Genomic DNA, 24,846 nt, shown 5'->3' on the forward strand with positions numbered 1-24,846 from the left:
AATAAGTTGATCAAAACTCTAACGTTTCATTGTGGCGATGAAAGTATCCTTATCAAGCAGAAAATCCAAAGCATCATTTATGCTCGGAACAATTACATCCACATGATCGATGATATCTTTGTGAATTCCCTCCTTCTGCAAAGTAGCTATAGAAACTATAGATTGAACAAATAAGCCTATATCAATCCGGGCATTTCCAATTGCAGCAACTTTATGGCTTCCCAAAGACAAAAGAATATCTTCTTTTTCTCTGGAGTTACCAGCCTCATAATAGGTGATACCACTTGATAAAGCTATATTTCTTGCATTACCTCTTTGATCAGATGAAATCATCACCACGTTTACACCCAAGGATTGTAAGCGATGGATTCGCTCCATAACTCCCTCCACAATCACCCCATTAATGGTTAAGGTTCCGTTAGAATCTACTACCAGGGTATCAATCTCAATGGCTCCAACGCCTGGTACTTTGTAAGTCAAACTCATAAATTAATCTTTTAAAATGAAGGAGTTAAAATAGTACTTTTCCAACAAAGCTAAAAACGGTTTAATAACATCTTTTTAGGTGAAGTAAATATTACTATGGAAATCCTGAATTATTTCCTAAAATTATTAGAACCGATATCTAATACCAACTGAAAGATTTTCCTTGAATTGTAGTTTAGATCCGGTATCATCATCCGATATCATGTGGGTAGAAAATGTAGTTGTTAAATACTGATTAATAGGCATAATAAGAATCAGCTCCCAATCCACGTCAATATTTTGGGGTTTTTCGGAATAATTAGAATACAAACTAAACTTATTTTCTAATTTCATATCTTCCCAAAAGTCCAGTTTATGTGATATTTTCACATAGGAACCGACTTCTTTTTTCACTTTTTTATCGGCATCCACACCATATGCTGTTTGATCAACCATGGCTGTATCGCCAACAATAGTATATTTTGCAGCTATCGGCGATAGTAAAACGGAAAACTTTTTATTTGGCTTATAGTCCATACCTACTGTAGCAATAATATAAGCTGGTGCAAAAAACCGGGACTTCAATTTCCTTGCTCCATCGCTAGGGTAATTATAGCCTTTCACCATCTGGGTTTTTACATTAAAAAGAGCTGAGTAATACCAATTCTTCACAGCTTTTTGACCATACTTAGTATTAAATTCAATTCTATCTTCGTTCTTTCGAAATCCGTTATCTCCGGACTTTAGCAAACCGTACTTAATATCCAAAACACTATCCCAGCTGTACTTCCCCTTTTTGTAATTCGCAAAAGCATTTACAGTTGTTAAGGTAGCAATAGAACTTTCGCCTCCTCCCGACCAGCTATCACTCACGTGCCCCTGATTAAAAGACAAGCCTAGAGTCACACCCGTATTCCATATTTGAGCATAGCGTTTATACTTGCTTAATTTGGCTAACTTATATTGGTCATCAGAAATTTTCTTCTCTAATTTAAGTCGAGTACCTCTCATCTTAGACTTTTGAACCGATTGCTGATACACATCATCATCTACAAGAATACGCACCGACCTGTTGCTGGTATTTTGCACCCAAATTCCAATAGAATCCCTTCTATTCTTTTTCAACCAAAATCGTTTAAAATCCTGTTTACCATTATTTATCCAAAAATTAATGGAATCATTCATATAGTTTTTCACTCCAAGCAAAACAGAATCTCGACTTATATTCCTTATCCATTGATGCACAGGATCATTTTCCACGTAAGCGTAAAGCTCCTTTAAAGCTTCTGGCTTCCATGTATCATTATCCTGTTCTTCCAAATGCGGCAAATCGGGTTGATAGCTAAGAATTTCTTCTAATTTGATTTGTTTCTTCACCTCATTTAAAGCCTCTTCTGTTTTTCTGTTCTCGATATAATCTTTGAGATAGAAAACCATATTTCGAATACTGTCATTTTTAACGTATTCGAGTAAAGTATTCACCGCATCTTTTAAAGAATCTTTCTGATGGTCAAATGAAGAATTCTCTTGATCTAACTCTCTTACAAGAAAACGAAAACCCACATTTTCGAGATGATGTAAAGGATCTGACATAATTTCAAGAACTGTATCTTGCCTTAAATACCTAATAGAATCAGCAGAAGAATGCTGCAAGATATATACCGATTGATTCCATTTTGGGGCAACTGGTATAAGAGAATCTTTAGATACTTTTTTCTGGGCAAATAAGAGAGCTGGCTGAATAATAAGAATCAGCAAAACATACAAAGATCGAATCATGGGACACAGGTCTATTCTTTGTTTATGAATTAATTGGCTTTCGGGAATTTAGGTTGTGGAAAGTCATATTCCGAACCTCATACTAACGCTTACAAATGTGTTGAAATTATTTCTTTTTTTAAAAGATATTCCAATACAAATGTTCATTTTAACCAAATCCTGATGCATTATCCAAAACAAACGATTGCACTTTTTTTAAGTTCGTCTTTTTAAAACGCTGAAAAATTTCTATTTTTGGCACAGTTGAAAAATCAGAAATCATGGAAATAAAACAACAAGTTCCAAAACTGACACACAACATCTACCTTAATATTAAGAATCGTGACGAGTTTCACCTGTAAACTTGTTCTGGGCGTCTTGTCCTAAATTTTCATTTATTTTATCTAAAGATCACTTATAGAATATTGTGGGATAATTTTATCCTGCCAATATTACTGTAATTTATATTTACAATACAACAAGCAACATATTATGGAATTACCATTTGCAGAATCATTTAAAATTAAGATGGTGGAAACCATCCGAAGAAGCACACGTGCAGAAAGAGAACAATGGCTTAAAGAAGCCAATTACAATCTATTTAATTTAAAGAGCGATCAGGTTTTTATCGATTTACTAACCGATTCAGGAACTGGTGCTATGAGCGATAAGCAATGGGCAGCGATGATGACCGGTGATGAAAGTTACGCTGGTGCTCGTTCCTATTACAACATGAAAGCCGCAATTAAGAATATTCTTGGATTCGATCATTTTTTACCAACTCATCAAGGACGTGCAGCAGAAAATGTACTTTTTTCAGTTTTGGTTAAAAGTGGAGATATCGTTCCTGGGAACTCTCATTTTGACACCACCAAAGGCCATATAGAATTCAGAAAAGCAAAAGCTGTTGATTGTACTATCGATGAAGCTTTTGACACTGAATTAGATCATCCTTTTAAAGGAAATGTTGACCTGGTAAAATTGGAATCAGTTCTTACGACCTATCCAAAGGAACAAATTCCAATGATCATTATTACCGTAACATGTAATAGCTCCGGAGGACAGCCAGTTTCTATTGCAAACCTACGAGCAGTAAAACAACTTGCTGATAAATATGGTATTCCTGTATGTTATGATTCAGCCCGATTTGCCGAAAATGCTTATTTTATTAAAATGAGAGAAGAAGGCTATCAGGATAAATCTATCAAGGAAATTGTAAAGGAAATGTATTCCTATGCAGACATGGCAACAATGAGCTCCAAAAAAGATGCTATTGTCAATATGGGTGGATTTATCGCCATGAGAGATGAAGAACTTTGGAAAAAAGCTTCAACTTATAATATCATGTTTGAAGGTTACGTAACCTATGGCGGAATGTCTGGAAGAGACATGAATGCATTAGCGCAAGGTTTGGACGAAGGAACTGAATTTGAATATTTGGAAACTCGCATTAAGCAAGTAGAATATCTTGGTGAAATGCTTCATGAATATGGAATACCTTTTCAAAAACCAGTTGGTGGTCATGCCATTTTTGTGGATGCTAAAAAGATATTAAGTCATATTCCAAAAGAAGAATTTCAAGCACAAACGCTGGGTTGTGAATTATATTTAGAAGCAGGTATCAGAGGTGTAGAAATTGGGACAATCCTTGCAGACAGAGATCCGGAAACTAGAGAAAACCGTTATCCTGAATTAGAGCTTTTACGATTGGCAATACCGCGACGGGTTTACACCAACAATCATATGGAAGTTGTTGCTGCGGCACTTAAAAATGTCTTTAATCGCAGACTGAACATAAAACACGGATTTAAAATAATTGAAGAAGCTCCTATCATGCGACATTTCACTGTACATTTGGACAAAATCAAATAAATCCTTCCTAACATTAAAATCAAAAACTCCCAGAAGGGAGTTTTTTTTTACACCTATATAAAGAATTTGCTCTTTAATAAATTTTATTTTCTCCTGTCTATAAAATTTCCTATTTTTAGGTAGCAGATTAATAATGAATACAATTTATAACGCAAATATCTCATTCCCTAATTTAAATAAAGAAAAAAAGAAGCCTAATCTAAACTAACAAGCTATGACAACAATCGACATGAAAGTAACACTTCTACTTAAGGAAGATGAGTATTTTAAAGTTGGCGATCATATTTTCACAAAAAATGACAATTTAAAATCACTGGAAGACAAACTTCATTTTTGTGGTTCTTCTGCCATTAATGTGTTCAAAGAATTTGAAAATTCCTTGACCATGGAGGTCATGGATGATTGGTCAAAACTTAGTAAAGCTCTCAATCAAACCACCTCGTGTTGTGCTGTTTGGGATAATCGTAAAATTATCAGTGAATTAATTAACAAACAAGACCATCCTGTGTCCTGGTATGTTCAGAATTGCAGAATTTGTTAATTTTATCAATTATTAATTTGATAAAATTGTAAAGGCTTTCTCGATAGGGAAAGTCTTTTTGAAACTTATACAAGACTGTAATACACCGCTACGAAATGAGAAAGACTCCCACCAAAAACAAATAAATGCCATATGAAATGATTAAATGGCAACTTATTCCAAACATAAAACACTACACCTAAAACATAAAATAGTCCACCAATAATAATCCAATTCAGACTTAAAATAGGCAAAGAAGAACTAAAAGCTTCGAAATTAAAAATCATTAGCCCTCCCATAAATAAGTAAAGTAATAAAGAAATCCACTTAAATTTACCCATATAAAAAAGCTTAAAGAAGATCCCTAAAATTACAAGTGTCCATAAAATTGCCAGATACAGTTTACCAACAAAATTATCTAAATATATCACCAAAAAAGGAGTGTAAGTTCCCGCAATCATAAAAAATATGCTGATATGATCCAGCTTGCGAAACATTTTTCTATTGGGATGTCCCATCATAAAATGATATAAAGAAGAAGAAGCATATAGTAAGTTAAAGGCCAAAACAAAGATCAAAACAGATAAAAATCCTGACAAATTTTGCAACTCCCAAGCTCGAAATAACAACCAAATACCAGCAGGAATACCAAAAATCAATCCCATAAAGTGAGACAACCAATTCCCAAACTCATGAACAGCTTCATGACTTGATAATATCCTCTTTTTTTCACTCTCTGCCCACGATGTTAATAATATCAACCACTTCATATGAATAAATTTTCAGTATATCAGAATAAGAAAATCAAATTTCCGTAAAAGTAACGAGGGAACAAAATATAAGCTTATTCAATTTACATTGATTAAAAATAACTACTAAAACGTTGGTAGCATAGCAAAAGTGGAAGCTCCATAAAACTTTTGCTAGTGAAACCAAATGAAAACCTATTCTACAACATATTCTATATAATATCATATTTATATATTGTAACCTGTAAACATCTTTATATCTAGAAACTAAACAAAAAATGAAAAAATTAGCATTCTTAATTCTAAGTCTTATTTGCATTCAGACTGCGATAGCACAGAATACAAAACTAGCACCTTTTTTTAAAATTGGAACCTCTGACGAATCGATTTCAGCACTCTCAACAACAATCAAAAGCAATTTGGAAAGTAACGGATTTAAAATAATTGGGGAATACAATCCTGAAGCCAATCCAAATTTGGGAGTAGTCTGCTTTACCCGAAAAGACCTACAAAAATTATGTCTAAAATCCGCAGATCGTGGAGCATTAGCCAGTGTTTTAAAAATTGGTTTGGTTAAAAAAGATGGTAAAACTTCCATTAGTATTCTAAATCCAGATTACATGTTTTGTGCTTATTTAAGTAATTACGAAACAGAGAAGAATGCTTATTCTAAAATTACCGCCGATCTAAAAATGGCCTTAGAATCTTACGGAAAGGATTACGAACCATTTGGTGGAGAAGTTAAAACTGATGCCTTAAAAAAATATCATTATAAAATGATGATGCCATATTTTGATGATCCTGTAGAGCTTAATGAATTTAATAGTTTTGAGGAAGGATTATTGATCATTCGTAAGAATCTTGAAGCAAAAAAAGGAAATACAGAATTGATTTATGAGCAAGTTTTTACAGATCAAAAAATTGCTGTTTTCGGTATTGGATTGTTAGATAAAGAAGATGGTGAAAAGGATTTCCTACCAATCATTGGAGAAGATCATATTGCCGCAATGCCATACGAAATAATATTGCAAGGAAAGGAAGCAAGTATACTTCATGGAAAATACAGATTTGCATTATATTGGCCAGAACTAACAATGGGCACATTTATGAAAATAATGAGTACCCCTGGAGATGTAGAAGATTTCATGGAAGCTCTTACGGAATAAAACAGCCTTATAGACTCATCCCCAACAGCAAAATGTTGGGGATTTTTATTTGCTATCCATTCCACTTTTAATTATTTGCTTAAATGTTTTACTTTTAACTTTAAAAAATAAAACATGAAAAACAACTTCTACCTTGTACTTCTACTTTTTCTATTTACTTCGTGTGCCGAAGTTCAGACTTTTGTCAATCAATATCCGATAGGTCAGGAAAAAACATTAAGTAGCTCCGAAGTAAGCAATGGATTAAAGGAAGCACTTCGTATAGGTAGTATCAATGCAGCAAATATTCTTGCGACAAAAGATGGCTTTTATAAAGATAAAGCAGTTAAAATACTCCTTCCCCAAGAAGCTCAAAACATCAGTAAGAATATTCAAATGATTCCCGGCGGAAAAGATCTGATTGAAAAAGTTGAAATAAGACTAAACCGTGCTGCAGAAGATGCAGTTAAAGAATCCGCACCCATTTTTGCAGCTGCCATTAAAGAAATGACAATTACAGATGCATTCACTATTTTAAAAGGAAATGATGATGCTGCCACAAAATATTTGCAAGATAAAACATACAATAAATTAAAGGATCTATTTCTTCCTAAGGTTAGAAGCTCTCTAAATAAAAAATTACTTGCCAATATGTCCACCAATGAATCTTGGAGTTTACTCACAAATAAGTACAATCAAGTGGCCGGCAGTTTTGCAGGTAAAATAGCAAATTTAGAACCTGTAAACATTAAATTAGAAAACTATGTAACAGAGAAAACACTCCATGCTTTATTCCTAAAAATAGCAGAAGAAGAAAAACAAATCAGGAAAGATCCAATAAAAAGAATTAATGATATTTTGAAAAGGGTATTTGGAACACTGGACAAATAGTAAATCATGAAATTACAAACTGAGAGACTCCTATTACAAAATCTTCAAATGAAACACGCAGAAGCGCTCTTCCAATATCGATCTGATGCCAAAACAAATAGGTTCCAGGGATAGATTCCCTATGGAATTGAAGATTGCTATTATTTTATCAAAAATGAGGTGGCAAAAAAATAAATCAACCTGGGACATGGTATCAATTTATTATCAGACTAAAAGAAAATTCGGAAATCATCGGAGATCTTGGCATTCATTTTTTAGATGAAGAAGGTTGTCAGGTAAAGATAGGATGTACCCTTGCTAAAAAATATCATGGAGTTGGCTTTGCTAGTAAAGCAATAAAGCAAATTATTAACTTTTTATTCCTCGAACTTGGGAAGCATAGAATCATCGCATCAATAGATCCGGACAACAAATCGTCTATAAAATTGACAGAAAAACTTAGATTCCGAAAGGAAGCTCACTTCGAAGAAAGCATCCTGGTAAACGGATTATGGGTTGATAATATGATTTACGCCTTATTAAAAAGAGAATGGATACAGAATATAAATCACAGTTAATCCTAAGCATCTCAAATTAAACGCCCTACAAAAAAAACAAATATTTTAAATAATTGTTTGGTATAAAAAAAAAATACCTATCTTTGGCGCGTTATAAAGTCTTAGAAGGATGAACATCTCCTCTTTTAATTTCATTATCATTCGTTACTCTTCATTCCACTTCCGGAATAAAATTAATAGGATTGTTACTGGTAATTACATAGAGCTAAGAGCTTTCAACATTAATTTATTATTTTAAAAAAAGTTACCATGGAAGGAACAGTAAAATTCTTTAATGAGTCAAAAGGTTTTGGTTTCATTAAACCAGCAGATTCAAGTGAAGACATCTTCGTACACGTATCAGGTCTTATCGACGAAATTCGCGATAACGATAGAGTTGAGTACGATGTTGAAAAAGGAAGAAAAGGTTTGAATGCAGTTAATGTAAAAGTTATTGAATAAATCATACTTTGATCCTAAAATAAAAAGCACCTTTTCCAAGGTGCTTTTTTTGTATCCTAATATTTGAAACCAAGTTTTTTTTAATCCAAAGTTATATTTGCAGCATTTGAACTTTTTAGTCTGCGATCCAGTTCAAAATTCACTCTATCAATTTCGGAAATTCGATTTTCCAATTCGTTTACATGAATAAAGTTACTCTCCTTTGTCTCCGAATTCTTAATAGATCCGCAATCTCAATTATCAGTAAAAAAAAACATCTTTATACAAGTATCAGATCTTAACGATGAAATTCATGACAACGATAGAGCTAAGTACGATATTGAAATGGGAAAAAAGGTTTTTATCCAGTTAATGTGAGAGTTACTGAATAAATCAAATTACTTTGATTCTAAAATAAAAAGCACCTTTTTCAAGGTGCTTTTTTATATCCTAATATTTAAAACGTAAATGTTACTTTTTAACCAAAGTAACATTTACAGCATTTAAACCTTTCGGTCCGCGTTCCGTTTCAAACTTCACTCTATCATTTTCAGTGATTCGATCTTCCAATCCATTAACATGAACAAAGATACTCTCCTTTGTCTCCGAATCCTTAATGAATCCATAACCTTTGCTATCGTTAAAAAAAGTAACAATCCCTTCTCTTAGTGGACTTTCCTCATAGGCAGAACCACTATTTCGAGCTCCAAGGACAATATCCTCTTCATTAATCTCCTGTTTCTTTTTTGTTGGATCAGGTGGTGTAGAAGTAATATTACCAAATTCATCGGTATAAGCAATCATATCTTCAAAAGAGCGTCCACCACTTGCTTTGCGTCCTTCTTTGCGCTGTTCTTTCTCTTTTCTTTTCTGAAGTTTTCTTTTCTCTTTTTCTTTTTTGTTGTAGGTTTCTTGTGATCTTGCCATGTTCGTTTTTAACTGTTCAATAATTTAACAAATCCTTGATGAATCGAGCTTAGTTTATATCTCTAACTAGTCTGTAATCAGAAAGGTTTTGCAATGTACGCATAATTTCTAACATACATCTTATTTTTATTGAGGCTACTTTCCGTCCTCTTATATATTTCATCTTAATAAAAACATAAAATTTAACAGATAAATCATTGCAACAATCATAAAGGTTATTTATATTGGTTCGAATTTTCGTAATACCCTGAAAAAAATTAAGAAAGAAAGCACTAATAGTAAACTAAAACCCTAATAATAATCTATAAAACAATCTATGGAAACAAACGAATTAAATCCAATCCAAGGCAAAGAAGTAATTGCAATGGAACTAAGTGCAGAATCTGTTGTTTATTTAAATGAAACCAGAAAATGGACTATCTTTCTATCTATTTTAGGATTTATATTTATAGGCTTAATGGTAGTCGCATCTCTTTTTATGGGGGTAATATTTGGCTCTATTTCAAATGATGTTGCAATTAGCGGAGCTGCAAGTATGGGAATGGGTGTTGCATACATCCTAATTGCAATACTTTACTTTTTCCCAATCTTTTATTTGTACAAATTCTCCAATTATTCGAAAAATGCAATTGAGAACAAGGATTCAAATGTATTAAACCTAGCATTTAAAAACTTGAAATCTCATTATAAATTCATGGGAATATTAACCATTATTATTCTTAGTATTTATTTACTAGCATTTCTTATAATGGCAATCGTAGGTGGTATCGGAATGCTCTAATGAAATTATCTTTTCCTATATAAAGTATAATGTCTTTCCTGAAACAAGGAAAGGCATTTCTAATTCTATATCTCAAAATCACTTCTCTTATAAAAATTTAAAATAAGAACAAATTAAAACGAATCTTAAGCTTTACCCTTTACTTACAAACTCCCTCAAATCAGACTTTAGAATATTTTCGATCTCAACAAACTTATCTTTAGGGGTTTTGGCATAAAGCATTCCAAAAATAGAATACAATTTATAATCTATTTTGCGCAATTCCAATGGCTTAACGAATTGTTTTAACAAACTTCCATAATCGAAACTACTGATTTGTCTGGATGGGATTCCTGTGGAATTGTCCAGAATAATCAAAGAATAAATATCATCATCCATTTCCTCTATCAACCTCTCCCAATCGGGTTTTTGGTTAGTTAAAAAATATTGATATGGATTCATTCCGGTAGCCAAATACGTAAGATCAGCAGAAGTACACCAACCTCCGAAGCGAAGTGGATTAACTTCGATAGGTATCAGTTTTCCATCATTTGTTATCCGAACTTCTACATGCATTGGAAAATTTTTCAGTCTAGCACGATTCCCTAAATCTTTAACAAAGGAGGCAAATCGAGATAAATAGGTCTGAATAATTTTCTTAGAAGTATAATAGACTCTATCGCTCACATCTTTATCCGAACCAAATGGATGCTTTAGAACACCCATAACCGTAGCTTCACCTTTCTCATCAAAATAGGCATCAAAAGCAAATTCCTCTCCATCAATTATTTCCTCTATCAAAAAACTAGAGGTATCAACCACTTCAAGAGGAAACAATGTTCTAGCATCGGTAAATTCTTCCAAAATTATTTTTTTCACTTGTTGCCAATCGTCAGCATTCAAGACTTTATGGACACCCAAACTTAAAAATCCAACTGTAGGCTTTATAATAAAGGGCATAGGTAATTCATCTAAATCTATCGCCTCAAGATCCTTGATCCCAACTTCTTTAAAAAAGAAATTCGGATACATATCTTGAATCAACTTACGAAATTCAACTTTATTCTTAAATACATTAATGTATTCTGGAAGCTTCGTAAACCCCAAATGGTTCACTACCCAATTAATAGAATTTTCCGAATTAGTATAGATTCGACTATCCGCATTATTTCGAAATTCAGCTACAATTTGTTCCGGTTGGATGAGATTCAACTCTCCATGTTCAGTAATATTTCCGGTATCAATAGCTGGAAAGTTATTATTCACAATTGTTTCCTTCAAAAAATCGGAAACATAAGGCTTGTCCAATAAAATCATTTCTCGCAATGTTAGTTGTGTAGATACAGAGATCTGCTGCAAAGCTACGAAAATAGTTTTTGGAACAATACATGTTTATTTTTGCGCTTGTTCCTCCATAAAATGATGTTTTGATGCTGTACCCCTTTATTCAAGTAAAAAAATCTCCAAATCTCATCAATTCCTGAATAAGTATTTATGGCTATTCTGGTTCAAATCCTTACCTTTTCAGCAGTAAATAAACTCCAAATATTAAATTTTGAAAAATAAAATTTTAGTCACTTATTCCATTCCAAGAGAAGGTCTTGTTGCTTTAGAAAAGTACTTTGAACTGATTTATCCCGACAAGGAATTTTTCACCAGCGAGGAACTAATTACCCTTATTCCCAATTGTGTAGGAATACTTTCCATTTTCAACCGGGAATTGCCAAAGGAGATTATTTTTGCCGGAAGAAAATTAAGAATCATCAGCAACTATGGAGTTGGATACAACAATATTGATATGAAAGCAGCGAATCAGGCCGGAATTGTTATCAGCAATACACCAGAGGCAGTTTGCGAACCAACTGCTGAACTGTGTATGGGATTAATGCTATCGCTTTGCCGAAGAATTACAGAATATCATCATCAATTAATTACGAATCCCAAATTTGAATGGGGAGTAATGAAAAATCTAGGAAATACCTTGCGGGGAAAAACCCTGGGAATTATTGGCATGGGTAAAATTGGAAAATCACTTGCTGATAAAGCTCGCATTTTTGGGATGCATATCATTTACTATAATCGAAAACCCATTAAAGATAAGCAATACGAATATGCAAGTTATGTAGATAAGGAACAGCTACTAAAAATATCGGATGTAATTTCATTGAATTGTCCATTAACACCCGAAACTCATCATCTGATTGGAAATAAAGAGTTTCAATTAATGAAAAATACAGCTCAAATAATCAACACTTCCCGGGGATCAGTAATAAATGAAGTGGAATTGTTAGAAGCCTTAGAAGCAAAAAAAATTGCAGGTGCTGCTTTAGATGTTTTCGAAAAGGAGCCTAACATACCGGCTGAATTATTGAAAATGGGAAACGTACTATTAGTTCCACATATTGGTACAGCCACTTTCGAAACCAGGATAGAAATGGCCAGGGAAGCCAGTAAGAATATCATCGAATTATTGATTAACGGGAAAGCCATTAATCAGGTGAATTAAAATGGAAATATAAGCAGATGAATAATATTACAGCTATCATTAATCCTATTTTTATTTTATTAACAATCAAATATAAACTGTATGTTACTTGCCATTGATATAGGAAACTCGAATGTCGTTTGTGGAATATCAGAAAATAACCATTGGACAGAACAGTTTAGGATTCATACAGTTGCCAATAAAACCGCCGACGAATACGAAGTGATTTACCGAACTTTACTAGTGAGTCGCAACATATCATTCAAACAAATAGATCGTATTGTCCTCAGCAGTGTAGTTCCTTCGCTCATTCTACCCATCCGCGAAATGATACTTAAACTCTTTGGTCAGGAGCCTCTAATTCTGGGACCTGAATTGTATCCCAGATTGGATATTGGAATAAGCAATCCTTACGAAATAGGAACGGATCTGGTTGCCAATGCTGTAGCAGCACATAGCAAATATTCGGGAAATTGTATTGTTGTTGATTTTGGCACCGCACTTACCTTTACTGCTATTAAATCTGATGGTAATTTATTGGGAGTTAGTATTGCTCCCGGACTAAAAACTGCAATGACATCCTTATCGCAAAACACTGCGAAATTGCCCAATGTGGATATTGCTGTCCCACCCTCTTGCGTTGGGAAAAATACAACACATGCGCTACAAGCAGGAATTGTCTTAGGATATAAAGGATTGATAGAATTCTTGATAAAAGGAATTAAGGCAGAATTGAGTGGATCTGTAACTATTATTGCAACAGGTGGTTTATCCTCCGTTATGCTACCCATTTTAGATTGTTTTGATTATCATGAGCCTTTACTTACACTGGATGGTCTTAAGATTATTGGCAATCAATTCTATAAATAGATAAAAAGAAAATAAGAAATATGGCTATAGAAATAGAAAGAAAATTTTTAGTAAACACTAATTTATTACCACAATTAGAAAATGGGAAAAAGCTAACTCAAGGCTACATTTGGAATGAAAGCAATAAAAGTTTACGGATACGTATCACCGATACCAAATCCTTTTTAACTATTAAAAGCGGGAATAACCCTTTATGCAGAAGCGAGTTTGAGTATGAAATTCCGATGACAGATGCGAAAGAACTACTTCGCTTATGCGATACCAAGATTGAGAAAACCCGCTATTTAATTCCCATTGAAAATCACACCTGGGAAATTGATATTTTCGAAGGGAAGAATCAGGGGCTAATCATTGCGGAAATTGAACTTTCAAGCGAAAAAGAAAGTTTTTTTCTCCCTAAATGGATCAATAAAGAAGTCAGCCAGGAATCGAAATACTTAAATGTGGAACTAATTAAACATCCCTTTACCGAATGGAGAGAAGGGTAGAATGTTAAATTCATCATTCAATTTTTCATCTGGTATCAGAGCCTTATAGATGCATTCCTGAATTTTCGTTCTTACATTCATTTCCATAAGCTTATTATTTGATTCATTCGGGCAAATACGATTCGAAAGAAATATATAGAGCAAATCATATTGGGGATCCATCCAAACCATCGTACCGGTATACCCTGTATGCCCATAACTTAGAGGAGAAGCTTCAATGCAAGTAGGCCCATCCTCTTCATTAGGTTCCAAAAAAGGCTTATCAAATCCTATTCCCCTTCGATTTTCACCATTTGGGAAGGCACGTGAAGTAAATAATTTCATTGTCTCTTTACTGATGTAGGTTTCTCCTCCATAAGTTCCATTTTGAAGATACATTTGCATCAATTTTGCTAAATCTCCAGCATTAGCGAATAATCCGGCATGTCCGGCAATACCTCCTAACATAGCCGATGTAGGATCGTGAACATATCCATCTATCCATTGTTTTCTAAAAAACTTATCTTTCTGGGTAGGTACAATTCGATTGATATTGAATCGCTTCAAAGGATGATAACCTAAACTTCCTGCCCCCAGCATGTGATAAAAGTGTCTTTTCACAAACTGATCAATGGGCTCCCCAGATACTTCATGAATCATCTCCCCTATCAAAACAAATCCCAAGTCGCTGTACTTATAACCATCCGATTTTAGTAGGTCAGTATCAAGAATACCCTGAATCATTTTATCATGATATTTTTTTTGAATGTATAAATTCCGAGCAACCTGAATGGGATAATTTTCACTGCTATGATTGGAGAATATTCCTTTTTTAAACCTATAGTTGCGATCCATATAGACTTTATCTGCAAGCTTTAGACTATATCTTTTTGAAAATTCACGACTAAATAACTCCCCTTCAAAACTTGAAGAATCTACAGCCTCCCAGTGAAAAGGCTTCCAACTTATCAATTGTGCTTCATGAGCTAATATTTTTTTTAACACCAAACTATCTTTATTGGTACCTCTTGCCAGAGAAAGGTATTTACCCAATGGTTCATCTATGCTAATCCATCCCTCATCGCTCAACTGCATTATAGCCGGCAAGGTTGCGCTTATCTTCGTTACCGAAGCCAAATCGTAGATGTCTTGATTTCGCACCCAGATTTTCTTTCCGTAGGTATGAAATCCATAGGATTTATGAAACACCACCTTCCCCTTTCGAGCAACCAATACCTGACATCCGGGAGTTGCCTTTTGATGAATAGCATCTTTTACAATGGAATCAATTTTATTTAATTTTAAAGTCTTTAATCCTACCTGTTCCGGAAGAGCAAAGCCTAATCTTGTGTGTTTTGTTGTGGATCCAGTACCAACAGGAAATTGGCCATTTACAGATACTGGCAGATGCCCCTTAGCAGCCAAACCACCAAAAATAATTTGGGCAGATGCCATTTGGGATTCTCGGGTATCCTCATAAGAAATGAGAATCCCTTTCAACCTATCCGTATCCTTATATAAAGCCAAGCCATAAGGATTTGCAAAAAGATCGAAGATAACCTGTTTGTTTTTGCTTATCCTGGAAAGAAAATCTATTGTCTGTGTAGTGATTCCAAATTTTCGATTTGCACGCAGGTCACTATCATGCTTGCTAACTATTATCAAATTGTATTTTTCCAGCTTTTTAAAAAGTAGATTATAATTTGCCTTACTTGCATCTTTGTCTATCTGATAAAAATCCATATCAGTATATCTACCCAAATACTCCTGATATCTATTTCGAATGGAGGTGCCCATCGCAACCGAAGCTATTCTAAGAGTATCCAATCGTTTTAATGGTAATAATTCATTTGTGTTTTTCACCACGGTGATGGCTTCTTCAGTTAATTTCCGTCTCAACAAAAATCCTTCTTGCGTATTCAATCCCGACCATAGTCGATTCAGATCAACAGGCTTATATTCATTTAATCCCAACCAATATTTTGCTTTCAGAATTTTCAAGCACTTTTCATTAACAGCATCCCTACTCAATTCACCATCCTTAATGGCCAATTTAATTTTACGGATAGCAGTAGGAACATCTTCGGTAAAAAGGAGAACATCATTCCCGGCAATCAGAGCTTTCGCATCTACTTCTCCTTTTTTATAATATTTACGTATGCCTTGCATATTTAGAGCATCGGTGAAAACTAATCCTCTAAATTTCATTTCCTTTTTCAATAAATTCGAAACGATAGGAAAAGAAAGTGTCGCCACCTTTTGCTTTAAATCCAGAGCAGGCACATTTAAGTGAGAAACCATAATTCCACCAATACCCACTTTTATTAAATTACGAAAAGGAAATAATTCAATAGAATCCAAGCGTGCACGCGAATGAGCCACCAATGGCAGATCCAAATGAGAATCGATATCAGTATCTCCATGGCCAGGAAAATGTTTCCCTACTGCGATAACCCCAGCTTGTTGCATTCCCGAAACCAATGCATAAGATTTATTGGTAACATTATATCGATCTTCTCCAAAAGAACGACTGTTTATCACAGGATTTGCAGGGTTATTATTTACATCCATAACAGGGGAGAAATTTACATGAACTCCTAATCTTCTGCATTCCTTACCCATTTGTTTTCCCAACTGATAAATCAATTCATCATCCTGAACAGCCCCCAACATTATCTCTCTGGGATAGCTAATAGTTTGTTTTAAGCGAGCACCAAGTCCATTTTCAGCATCCATTCCAATCCAAAGTGGTACTTTTGCCAATCCTTGATACCAATTACACAACTGAGCTTGTTTACCTGGTTCTCCTTGAAAAAAAATCAGTCCTCCCACTTGGTATCTATCAATCAGGTTGGCAATTTTTTCAGATTCCTGCTTTCCCTTATTGGAATAAGCAGCCACCATAAATAATTGTGAGATATGCTCATCTTCACTCATGGTGTTAAAAACCGAATCAGCCCAAGAATTTACCTGATTAATTTGATCCACGAGAAGATGTTGATCCCGTTCCTTGTTCTGGGAAAAAACACAAATCCCTGAAAACAGAAAATAGATAGAAAGTAGAACCCGAAAAAGGGTGGTTTTATAAATCATAAATGAAGCGACTTAATCTTGTATTATAAGTAGAATAACAAAATTATAAAACCCCCATGAATAAGGAGAATGATTCATCACTAAAATAAAGAGATTGATAAAGTATCTGAAATTAAAAGGTAAAATACTGTTTGTTACGGTACCAAACATTAAGACACCATCCAGATTGAGCTAAAAAAGAAAGGAATATCTCTCACGCCTCTGAGCTTAGCTCTAAAGTCTTTTATTTTGGCATTAAAAGATTCAGCAGAAGCATTGGTAGTTCTGTTTTCGAATTAATTCAGGATGCACTGAGAATGATCATGATTAGAATTCGTGATTCAGCTCTCTGCCACCGATTAGAAGCATAACTCGCACAAGAAATTGAGACTTGAAACTGCTTGGGGCTGTTTTTCCTTCAGGGAAAGTGATCCCAAAATGCTTGGGGCTGTTTTTCCTTCAGGGAAAAGTGATCCCAAAATGCTTGGAGCTGTTTTTCCTTCAGGGAAAGTGATCCCAAAATGCTTGGAGCTGTTTTTCCTTCAGGGAAAGTGATCTTAAAATGCTTGGAGCTATTTCTGCACAAGGAAAAGAGATCTCAAAATGCTTGGAGCTGTAATAAAAAGCGAACCAGGCTTTCATAGTGTTTGGTGTCAGTCCTATCTTATTATATAGGACAGTAAAGATAAAGCCATTATTATTCTCCCCATTTTTTTGGCTTGATTCAAAATAATCTCATTAACAAAACAAAAAAGGGGCTAAGCCCCTTCTCAATTATTTACAACTAAATTCATATTTAAAACTTGAAGAACAGAAATAAATCAAGCCGAATATGCTTTATCAAAAAGTAATACATGGAATAATATTTTCTTTTCAAGAATAAATGTATTTCAAAGTTTAAGAGAATACAAGTGTCAAATGTGTCAAGTTCATTAAATTCATCATAACTAAATAAAATGGCAAGCCACGTTGGTTAAAATTATCAAACAAAATACCATAGCAAAGGCTGAAGAAATTTTTGGTATGGCAAATCAATTCTTACTTAATAACTAAAAGCATCTATCAAACCGTCCTGTCACATTGCTTACCCATATTACGCAATTTTTCAACTGCAGTACTGATCTCTTTAATCGCAATATCTATTTCTTCTTCGGTAGTATATCTGCCAACCGACAAACGAATGGTCCCCATGACATAATCCTGTGGAATTTTCATTGCTTTCAGCGTTGCCGAAACACTAATTGAATCGGTATGGCAGGCTGCACCAGCAGATGCGGCTATATGTTTCATTTCAGATAAAATATCATTCGCAAGCAAATTCCGAAAGGATACACTCAATGTGTTTGGCAGGCAATACTCATTATTTCCATTAAATTTCACATCATTTAGCAAAGACAAGCCAGAACGAAGCTTGCTTTTTAATTTCTGTTCCTTCTCTATTTCTGATTTTAGATTTTCCTGAGCCAATTCCGCTGCTTTACCTAACCCAACAATTTCTAATACATTTTCTGTTCCTGCCCTTTTATTCCCCTCATGATCTGCCCCATGAATCAGCTTTTTCAAAACTATTCCTTTACGTATAAATAAAGCTCCAATTCCCTTAGGTCCGTAAAATTTATGTCCGGCAACCGTTAGCATATCCACTCCTAATTCCTGAATATCAACCGGCACTTTTCCAATTGCTTGAGAACAATCCGAATGAAAAGCTATGTCATTTTTCCTTGCAAGTACCGAAATTTCAGCAAGTGGCTGTAAGGTTCCTACTTCGTTATTCGCATACATCACAGAAATCAGGATAGTATCCTTACGAATGGCTTTTTCAACATCTGTGATATTAACTCTTCCAGTTTCATCCACCGGCAAATAGCTAATTTCAAAGCCTTGTGTCCCCAAATATTTACAAACTTCGGTAACAGCCGGATGTTCAATTTCTGTTGTGATAATATGTCTTCCTTTGTGTTGATTTGCCAAGACATATCCTTTAAGCGCATAATTATTCGATTCGCTGCCACCACTAGTAAATATTAAATCTTCAGCACTACAATTCAGTAAGGAAGCCAATTGAATTCTTGCCTTCTCTATAGCCTTTTTAGTTTGCTGTCCAAACCAATGCGAACTGGATGGATTTCCGAAAAAATCGCTCAGGTAAGGTATCATAGCTTCTGCCACTTCAGGAGCAGTGGGTGTGGTAGCATTATAATCCAGATATATCATATTTTTAGTCATAAAACATTAGCTTTTAATATCATTTACTTATCCCCGATTATTCGGAATTCTGTTCTTCGATTTAAGGCTCTTCCTTTTGCAGAATTATTACTGGAAATAGGCTTATCAGATCCATATCCTTTATAGGATAAACGATCTGCTACAACTCCTTTCGAAATAAGATAATCACAAACTGCTTTTGCCCTATTCCGAGACAATTGAGTATTGTGAACGGTCGTACCGGTATTATCGGTGTATCCTCCAATTTCAATCTTAAGGTTCAAATGATTTTGCAATAGTAATAATAAACGATTCAATTCAATTTCCGATTGTGGAAGAATTTCCCAGGAATCGAGATCAAAGAAAACATTACGTAGCACCACTTCATTTCCTGATTTAATGCTTTGCAACGGAATATCCAATCGTTGTGGCTTAGATTTTTGCTGATTCTCTAAAAGAGAAAAATGATCCGAATAAAACAAATAATTATCAACTTCAGCAGCAAATAAATACTCTTTACCGGCAGGAAGACAAAGCAAATATTTTCCATTTATTTGATCAGAATGAATCTGAGCCAACGTATCTTTCGAAACCAAATCGATTAGCAAAACCGAGGCGTACAATGGCTTTTTATTATCGGCATCAAACACTTTTCCTTTTAACCAGGAAACGGAAGGTGGTTGAAGCTCAACAGGCAGATCAAAGGCAAAAATATCCTTGCCCTTTCCTTCCAATCGGTCAGAAGAAAAATATGCCCGATCACCCTTGGCATTAATAACCAATCCGATTTCATCGCCATATGTGTTTATTGGATAACCCATATTTTTAGGCTTAGACCAATTTCCATTTACCGTTTTTATAGATTTATATAAATCAAATCCGCCCATACCTTCTCTTCCATCAGTAGCAAAAACCAAATACTGATTGCTGGCATGAATAAATGGAGACATTTCATTATCTCTGGTGTTGATTGACACATTAATTGGAGAAGACCATCTCTGTCTCCCGTCTGCCATAGTTTCCTGAAGATAAGATTGCCAAATGTCCATCTTCCCTTTCCCAGATTTTCGATTGCTTACAAAATACAGAATACGACCATCAGCCGAAATACTTGGCTGTGCTTCCCATGCTGCAGTATTTATTGGTTTCCCCAGATTAATCGGTGTCGACCAATTCTCTCCTTCGCGAACCGCATAATAAATATCGCATCTCCCCAAGCCTTCCGGACGATTACAGGCTGTAAAATACATGTATCTCCCGTCCGCGGTAATACTTTGTGCACCTTCGTTACTGCTGGTATTAATATTTGCTGATAGCATTTTAGCTGGCTGCCAAATCGAATCCACTTGAACGGAAAACCAAAAATCCTCTTGCCATTTCAATTTCACTTCTTTTTTTTTCGGACTCAACCGAGTAAAAACCAATACCGATTCATCCGCCGTAAGGCTTGGCCAATATTCATCGTTTTCCGAATTGATAGCAGCGCCTAAATTTACAGGATGAAAATCAACAGGATTTTCCATCATTGCTATAGCATGCTTACAAATATCCGATCTTTTTGATGCCAATGATTTATTCCTGACAGAAATATTTGGATAGGCTAGAAAATCTTTATATTCCGCCTTGGCCAGCGCATATTTCCCTATTTTGAGATAAGCATTTCCTAAATTAAAATGAACCGTTGGAAAAAATGCAGCATCAATAGCAATGGCCTTTTGATAAGCCAATATTTCTTCCTTGGTCTTTCCTAAAGCATGTAAAACATCCGCTTTAAACAACCAGGCTTCAACAAACGATCCTTTCTGATGAATTGCATTATTCAAATCCTGCAGAGCTTTTTGATCCTCTCGGTTCCGATAATGCTCTGCAGCCATTTCATAATAGGAGATTGCCTTTTTAGACTTCACACTATATTTCTTCTGACCAATGGAATTTGAACCAATGATCACAAGTAAAAAGAATATAAGAAGCGGCTTCTGCATAATTTATAAATCAATTCTGTCTGATACTATCACTTTATCGATGACAAATTTCGGCATACGGACAAGTTCGGCAAATATCGGCATTCTCCACTTGAGAAAATGGTATTTCAGGATTAAAAATCTCTGTCAATAATTCTTCTAAACCATTTATAAACTCCTTTTTATAGCTTTGATAATCATCTACCAATATAGGTTTTGACCGGCCTTCTTTTTGTGCTAAAACACAGTTGAAATTCGAACTAAAGAATTCTTTCAGGCTATAAATGCCGGGAGATATCGGCATTGCATTCCCAAAATTTCCTTCATAAAATAAGCAATATAACAAAGTCTGAAAAGCAGCCTTGTTTCTGTTCTTTCCTTCCTTCTCAAAAAGAGATGCTATATCTTTAAAAACCAAGTTTGCTTTTCCTGTCTTGTAGTCCAAGATTCGAATTGTACCATTCCTTTGATCTATCCTATCAATTAAACCACTAATATTTACTATCCGCTCTCCATTTGAATCTATGGGAATTTGAATATTATATTTTCCCTCAAGGGCAACAATTTTAAATGGCGCAAATTCCTGATCTATCTTTAAAACCCGATGAATATACTTCTTTAAAATATCAAATATCAAAAGGTTTCTTCCTGATATTTGAATTACCTGATCTTGTGAAATATGAAAATAGTTCTTACGAAAAGCATCCTTTAAAATGCATTCAATTAAAGCCTCATCCTTACGGATATTTTCCAGATCGGCGGTTGCTATCATTTTACCTTGATAAGGTAAATATAATTGTTCCAGCGAATAATGGAATAAATTACCAAAAGTAGGGGGATCAATTTCCTCCAGTACCATATCCGGTTCTTTTAAACCAGCAATATATTTAAAGTAGAAACTCAAACTACAATTCATGTAAGTATTTAATGCAGATGGAGAAAAACTACGGAAAGCCTTACCGCAATACTCATTTAAGCGAGTTAATATTCTTTCATTTTTGATAATACTAATCGGCTTGATCTCCTTTATTGAAATATCATAGCCAGGAGTAGATTCCTTAATCTTAAAATCCGATTCGTACTTTAATTGGTATAAAAATCGACTCATTTCTCCTGTTCGCATTCCATCGCTCTGGGTACTATACAGCAATTTTATATCTTCAGCTCTCTGAATCAAACGATAGAAATAATAAGCAAAAATTGCATCCTGATGATCGATGGTGGGCATACCAAACCCTTTTCGCAAATGATAAGGAATAAATGAATTTGCAGCTCCTGTTTTTGGCAATTTACCCTCATTCATCGACAGGACAACAATCTTTTTAAAATCTAGTAATCGGGTTTCCAGAATACCCATAACCTGCAAACCAGCTAAAGGTTCTCCCTCGAAAGGGATACTTAAGGACTGAATCATCTTCTCTAGAATACGATAGAAGGTATCCTGTTTTACGTCAATTTTATGCTGTACCAACAGTGATTTCAATCTTTTGATGGCAAGGAATAGATGATAAATATATTCCTGCTCAATTTTATCAACCAAAGACTTTTCTTCCGATTCTGATTCCAGTCTTTTATATACATTCTGCAAAAGTTCCAGCAAATAGATTGCAAATTGTTTTACAGAAGAAACAGGAGTGAATAATTTCTTCAAAACCTCATCTTCAACAAAGAGATTTTGAGAAACCCTAATTTTGTTCGTGGTTAAAATATCCTGCGTTAGCTGATGTGCCAAATCCGGATTTACTGCATGAAGATACTGGTGATTTAAAAGTGCCAAGACTTGCTTATGACTAAATTCAAAATTTTTTCCATTTTTTCTAGCTGACTTTTGCAGATCAATCACCAATCTTAACAAACTAGCTACTGGAGTATTCTTAGCCGGATAACCCATTGTGACATTCACCTTATCCACCAATTTTGGGATGGAATGCAAAACCGGAAGCAACAACTCCTCATCTGCTAAAACAATTGCCGTTTCCTCCAAAGCAACATCAGAATCCTTACAAAATTCGGCAACAACCGTATGCGCGTACTTTGCTTGTCCAACCTCTGAAGTAAGTGCCACAAATTCAACCTTGGTCTTATTATCATTGATATTTCTGTAGCTCACTGCTGTTTTGGGAGAGGGAAAACGTTTGATGTTTTCCCGCATAAACAAACCCGCCTCATGATACGGATTAAGAAGATAAATTTCATCGTAATCCCAATAAAAATCTGCCTTATCCTTATTTTTTAAAGCTGTAAACAAATCAATTTCGCATCGATTCAAAGCATTAAACCCTATAAAAATAATCCGTTCTGCCTCAATTACTTTTTCTCCTGTTTCCAGTTGATCTACGAGTTTGCGCGAAGCCATCCCTTCGTAAGCCAATGATTCAGACTCCAATTCTTTCTTAAATTCGGTGTAAATAGAAAATAAATTATCCCAAAGTCTAACGAATTCCTTCTGATGATCAGAATATTTCTCCGGACGAAAAGCACTCCAAAAGGATTGAATTGCTTCGATCTGTTCCTCACTCAAATAATCAAACAGATCATCGATTTCCTTTTCCTCTGCCAAATTTCGGAATAGATGCTCGGCATGAACACGATATTTATCCAGATCATCGAAATCGCCAAGCAACATTTCTCCCCAATAGTAAAAATCATCGAAGCTTTCGGCCACCTTCATGTTTCTAATATAAATCTTGTACAAACGAAATAGCAAGCCCAGATTATCTTCGATTTGCAAATCAGACAAAGACCTGAAAAACTCATTAATGGTGAAAATTTTAGGAGACCACATTTCTTTTTCAACGATCTCATTCAAATATTTTGAGAAGAAAAGTCCCGCTCTCCGATTAGGAAATACTAGAATACAATTGGATAAATTGCTTTGATATTTCTGGTAGAGTTCTTTAGTGATTTGACGTAAAAAGGAATTCATATGCGATATACAGCAGTTCTGGTTCGTAATAAAATTAGATTATTCTTTATCGTATCGATAGACAATATCAATATGGGAAGATTGAAACATCCCATTAGGATTTAAACCAGGCATTCCTTCTGGTATCTCCACTCCTAAATTTTGATAGTATTTTTTCCAAAATGGAAGATAATCTCCCGTTTTTGAATCCTTAAATGTCATCGGGTGCAATTGGAATATTTTTGTGGTATCCTTCGTATGATCAAAAATCTCATAGATCAATTCAGAGCAATAATAATTCGAATCTCCCATGACATAAACATTATCGTATGGCTTGTCAAGCAATAATTTTCCGTAATTTAATGCATCATTAATCCGATCCCTATATTTAGGCTTAAGTCTCGCTACCACAACTTTTGACTTACCGGATGCATTGGCACTTCTTTGCAAAAAAACCTTCAATGGAGTCAAAGAAACGCCCTTTGAGATAGCCTCCAGTACCATTGGATTTCCATCTTTATCGTAATCTAAAATTCCGATATGTGAGAAACTAAGTTTTTCCGTTCCTCCCGTTACCGTTTCTATGGCATTGCTAATAGAATCAGCATCCAAATCCTGAAAAAGCAGATCTCCTTTCAGTAGTTGGGGTGCTTGTTTCTTTTGTAAATTGACACAAGAAAAGAATACAAAAAGACTAATTAAAATAATTACACTCCGATAAGAATACATACTTGTTTCGTTTATTTGAAAATCTAAATTAGTTGGATTTGTATTCAGATAAAAAGAATACACTTTCTTTTTTTTTAAAATGTTAAGC

Annotated in this window: 20 protein-coding genes and 1 pseudogene; 10 read left to right on the forward strand and 11 right to left on the reverse strand. The window is 34.6% G+C overall.

The window, feature by feature from the left end:
* Positions 1-18: 18 nt before the first annotated feature.
* Both DLK05_RS07020 and DLK05_RS07025 read right to left on the reverse strand, forming a co-directional pair.
* Positions 19-486 (reverse strand): HAD family hydrolase, encoded by a 468-nt coding sequence (locus tag DLK05_RS07020; protein WP_127343305.1) that lies wholly within the window; start codon positions 484-486, stop codon positions 19-21.
* A gap of 126 nt (positions 487-612) precedes the next feature.
* Positions 613-2,244 (reverse strand): DUF3078 domain-containing protein, encoded by a 1,632-nt coding sequence (locus DLK05_RS07025; RefSeq protein WP_127343306.1) that lies wholly within the window; start codon positions 2,242-2,244, stop codon positions 613-615.
* A 471-nt stretch (positions 2,245-2,715) separates the two neighbouring features.
* Between DLK05_RS07025 and tnaA the strand changes: the two genes are divergently transcribed.
* Both tnaA and DLK05_RS07035 read left to right on the forward strand, forming a co-directional pair.
* On the forward strand, positions 2,716-4,095 hold the full coding sequence (gene tnaA, locus DLK05_RS07030; protein WP_127343307.1) for a tryptophanase TnaA: 1,380 nt from the start codon (positions 2,716-2,718) through the stop codon (positions 4,093-4,095).
* 214 nt (positions 4,096-4,309) lie between these two features.
* On the forward strand, positions 4,310-4,636 hold the full coding sequence (locus DLK05_RS07035) for a hypothetical protein (RefSeq protein ID WP_127343308.1): 327 nt from the start codon (positions 4,310-4,312) through the stop codon (positions 4,634-4,636).
* 65 nt (positions 4,637-4,701) lie between these two features.
* Here DLK05_RS07035 and trhA read toward each other — a convergent pair whose 3' ends face one another.
* A complete protein-coding gene (gene trhA / locus DLK05_RS07040) occupies positions 4,702-5,385 on the reverse strand; it encodes a PAQR family membrane homeostasis protein TrhA (RefSeq protein WP_127343309.1) in 684 nt (227 codons plus the stop codon).
* 257 nt (positions 5,386-5,642) lie between these two features.
* Between trhA and DLK05_RS07045 the strand changes: the two genes are divergently transcribed.
* The 4 genes from DLK05_RS07045 to DLK05_RS07060 all read left to right on the forward strand — a co-directional run bounded on the left by DLK05_RS07045 (position 5,643) and on the right by DLK05_RS07060 (position 8,398).
* Entirely contained in the window at positions 5,643-6,530 is an 888-nt protein-coding gene (locus DLK05_RS07045; protein WP_127343310.1) for a hypothetical protein, read from the forward strand.
* A gap of 114 nt (positions 6,531-6,644) precedes the next feature.
* On the forward strand, positions 6,645-7,400 hold the full coding sequence (locus DLK05_RS07050) for a DUF4197 domain-containing protein (protein WP_127343311.1): 756 nt from the start codon (positions 6,645-6,647) through the stop codon (positions 7,398-7,400).
* Between the two features lie 170 nt (positions 7,401-7,570).
* Positions 7,571-7,957: a GNAT family N-acetyltransferase gene (locus tag DLK05_RS18020; RefSeq protein ID WP_127343394.1), complete on the forward strand. Its 387-nt coding sequence runs from the start codon at positions 7,571-7,573 to the stop codon at positions 7,955-7,957.
* Between the two features lie 249 nt (positions 7,958-8,206).
* On the forward strand, positions 8,207-8,398 hold the full coding sequence (locus DLK05_RS07060; protein ID WP_127343312.1) for a cold-shock protein: 192 nt from the start codon (positions 8,207-8,209) through the stop codon (positions 8,396-8,398).
* A gap of 450 nt (positions 8,399-8,848) precedes the next feature.
* Here the strand turns inward: DLK05_RS07060 and DLK05_RS07065 are convergent, their stop codons facing one another.
* Positions 8,849-9,304, reverse strand: coding sequence for a cold-shock protein (locus DLK05_RS07065; RefSeq protein ID WP_127343313.1), 456 nt, complete (start codon positions 9,302-9,304; stop codon positions 8,849-8,851).
* Positions 9,305-9,620: 316 nt separating this feature from the next.
* Between DLK05_RS07065 and DLK05_RS07070 the strand changes: the two genes are divergently transcribed.
* Positions 9,621-10,085 carry a DUF5362 family protein gene (locus tag DLK05_RS07070; RefSeq protein ID WP_127343314.1) on the forward strand — a complete coding sequence of 155 codons (465 nt, stop codon included), beginning with the start codon at positions 9,621-9,623 and terminating at the stop codon, positions 10,083-10,085.
* A gap of 132 nt (positions 10,086-10,217) precedes the next feature.
* On the opposite strand, the gene DLK05_RS07075 is transcribed toward DLK05_RS07070, so the two are convergent.
* Positions 10,218-11,381, reverse strand: coding sequence for an ATP-grasp domain-containing protein (locus DLK05_RS07075; protein WP_127343315.1), 1,164 nt, complete (start codon positions 11,379-11,381; stop codon positions 10,218-10,220).
* A 238-nt stretch (positions 11,382-11,619) separates the two neighbouring features.
* Between DLK05_RS07075 and DLK05_RS07080 the strand changes: the two genes are divergently transcribed.
* From DLK05_RS07080 to DLK05_RS07090, 3 genes are all read left to right on the forward strand, one after another.
* Entirely contained in the window at positions 11,620-12,570 is a 951-nt protein-coding gene (locus DLK05_RS07080; RefSeq protein WP_127343316.1) for an NAD(P)-dependent oxidoreductase, read from the forward strand.
* Between the two features lie 81 nt (positions 12,571-12,651).
* Entirely contained in the window at positions 12,652-13,419 is a 768-nt protein-coding gene (locus DLK05_RS07085) for a type III pantothenate kinase (RefSeq protein WP_127343317.1), read from the forward strand.
* 20 nt (positions 13,420-13,439) lie between these two features.
* Positions 13,440-13,907 (forward strand): CYTH domain-containing protein, encoded by a 468-nt coding sequence (locus DLK05_RS07090; RefSeq protein WP_127343318.1) that lies wholly within the window; start codon positions 13,440-13,442, stop codon positions 13,905-13,907.
* Here the strand turns inward: DLK05_RS07090 and DLK05_RS07095 are convergent.
* The 6 genes and pseudogenes from DLK05_RS07095 to DLK05_RS07120 all read right to left on the reverse strand — a co-directional run bounded on the left by DLK05_RS07095 (position 13,869) and on the right by DLK05_RS07120 (position 24,758).
* Positions 13,869-16,979, reverse strand: a complete 3,111-nt coding sequence (locus tag DLK05_RS07095; protein WP_127343319.1) for a serine hydrolase domain-containing protein — start codon at positions 16,977-16,979, stop codon at positions 13,869-13,871. The genes DLK05_RS07090 and DLK05_RS07095 overlap by 39 nt on opposite strands.
* Positions 16,980-17,128: 149 nt before the next feature.
* Positions 17,129-17,242 (reverse strand): annotated as a pseudogene (locus DLK05_RS17910) (hypothetical protein); the annotation flags it as partial.
* A 778-nt stretch (positions 17,243-18,020) separates the two neighbouring features.
* On the reverse strand, positions 18,021-19,184 hold the full coding sequence (locus DLK05_RS07105) for a cysteine desulfurase family protein (protein ID WP_209319769.1): 1,164 nt from the start codon (positions 19,182-19,184) through the stop codon (positions 18,021-18,023).
* Positions 19,185-19,207: 23 nt separating this feature from the next.
* Positions 19,208-21,145 (reverse strand): OmpA family protein, encoded by a 1,938-nt coding sequence (locus DLK05_RS07110; RefSeq protein ID WP_127343320.1) that lies wholly within the window; start codon positions 21,143-21,145, stop codon positions 19,208-19,210.
* A gap of 34 nt (positions 21,146-21,179) precedes the next feature.
* Entirely contained in the window at positions 21,180-24,050 is a 2,871-nt protein-coding gene (locus DLK05_RS07115) for a PD-(D/E)XK nuclease family protein (RefSeq protein ID WP_127343321.1), read from the reverse strand.
* Between the two features lie 39 nt (positions 24,051-24,089).
* Positions 24,090-24,758, reverse strand: a complete 669-nt coding sequence (locus DLK05_RS07120) for a YiiX/YebB-like N1pC/P60 family cysteine hydrolase (protein WP_148114102.1) — start codon at positions 24,756-24,758, stop codon at positions 24,090-24,092.
* Positions 24,759-24,846 lie beyond the last annotated feature (88 nt).

Source organism: Ancylomarina longa (assembly GCF_003996985.1).
GTDB lineage: Bacteria > Bacteroidota > Bacteroidia > Bacteroidales > Marinifilaceae > Ancylomarina_A > Ancylomarina_A longa.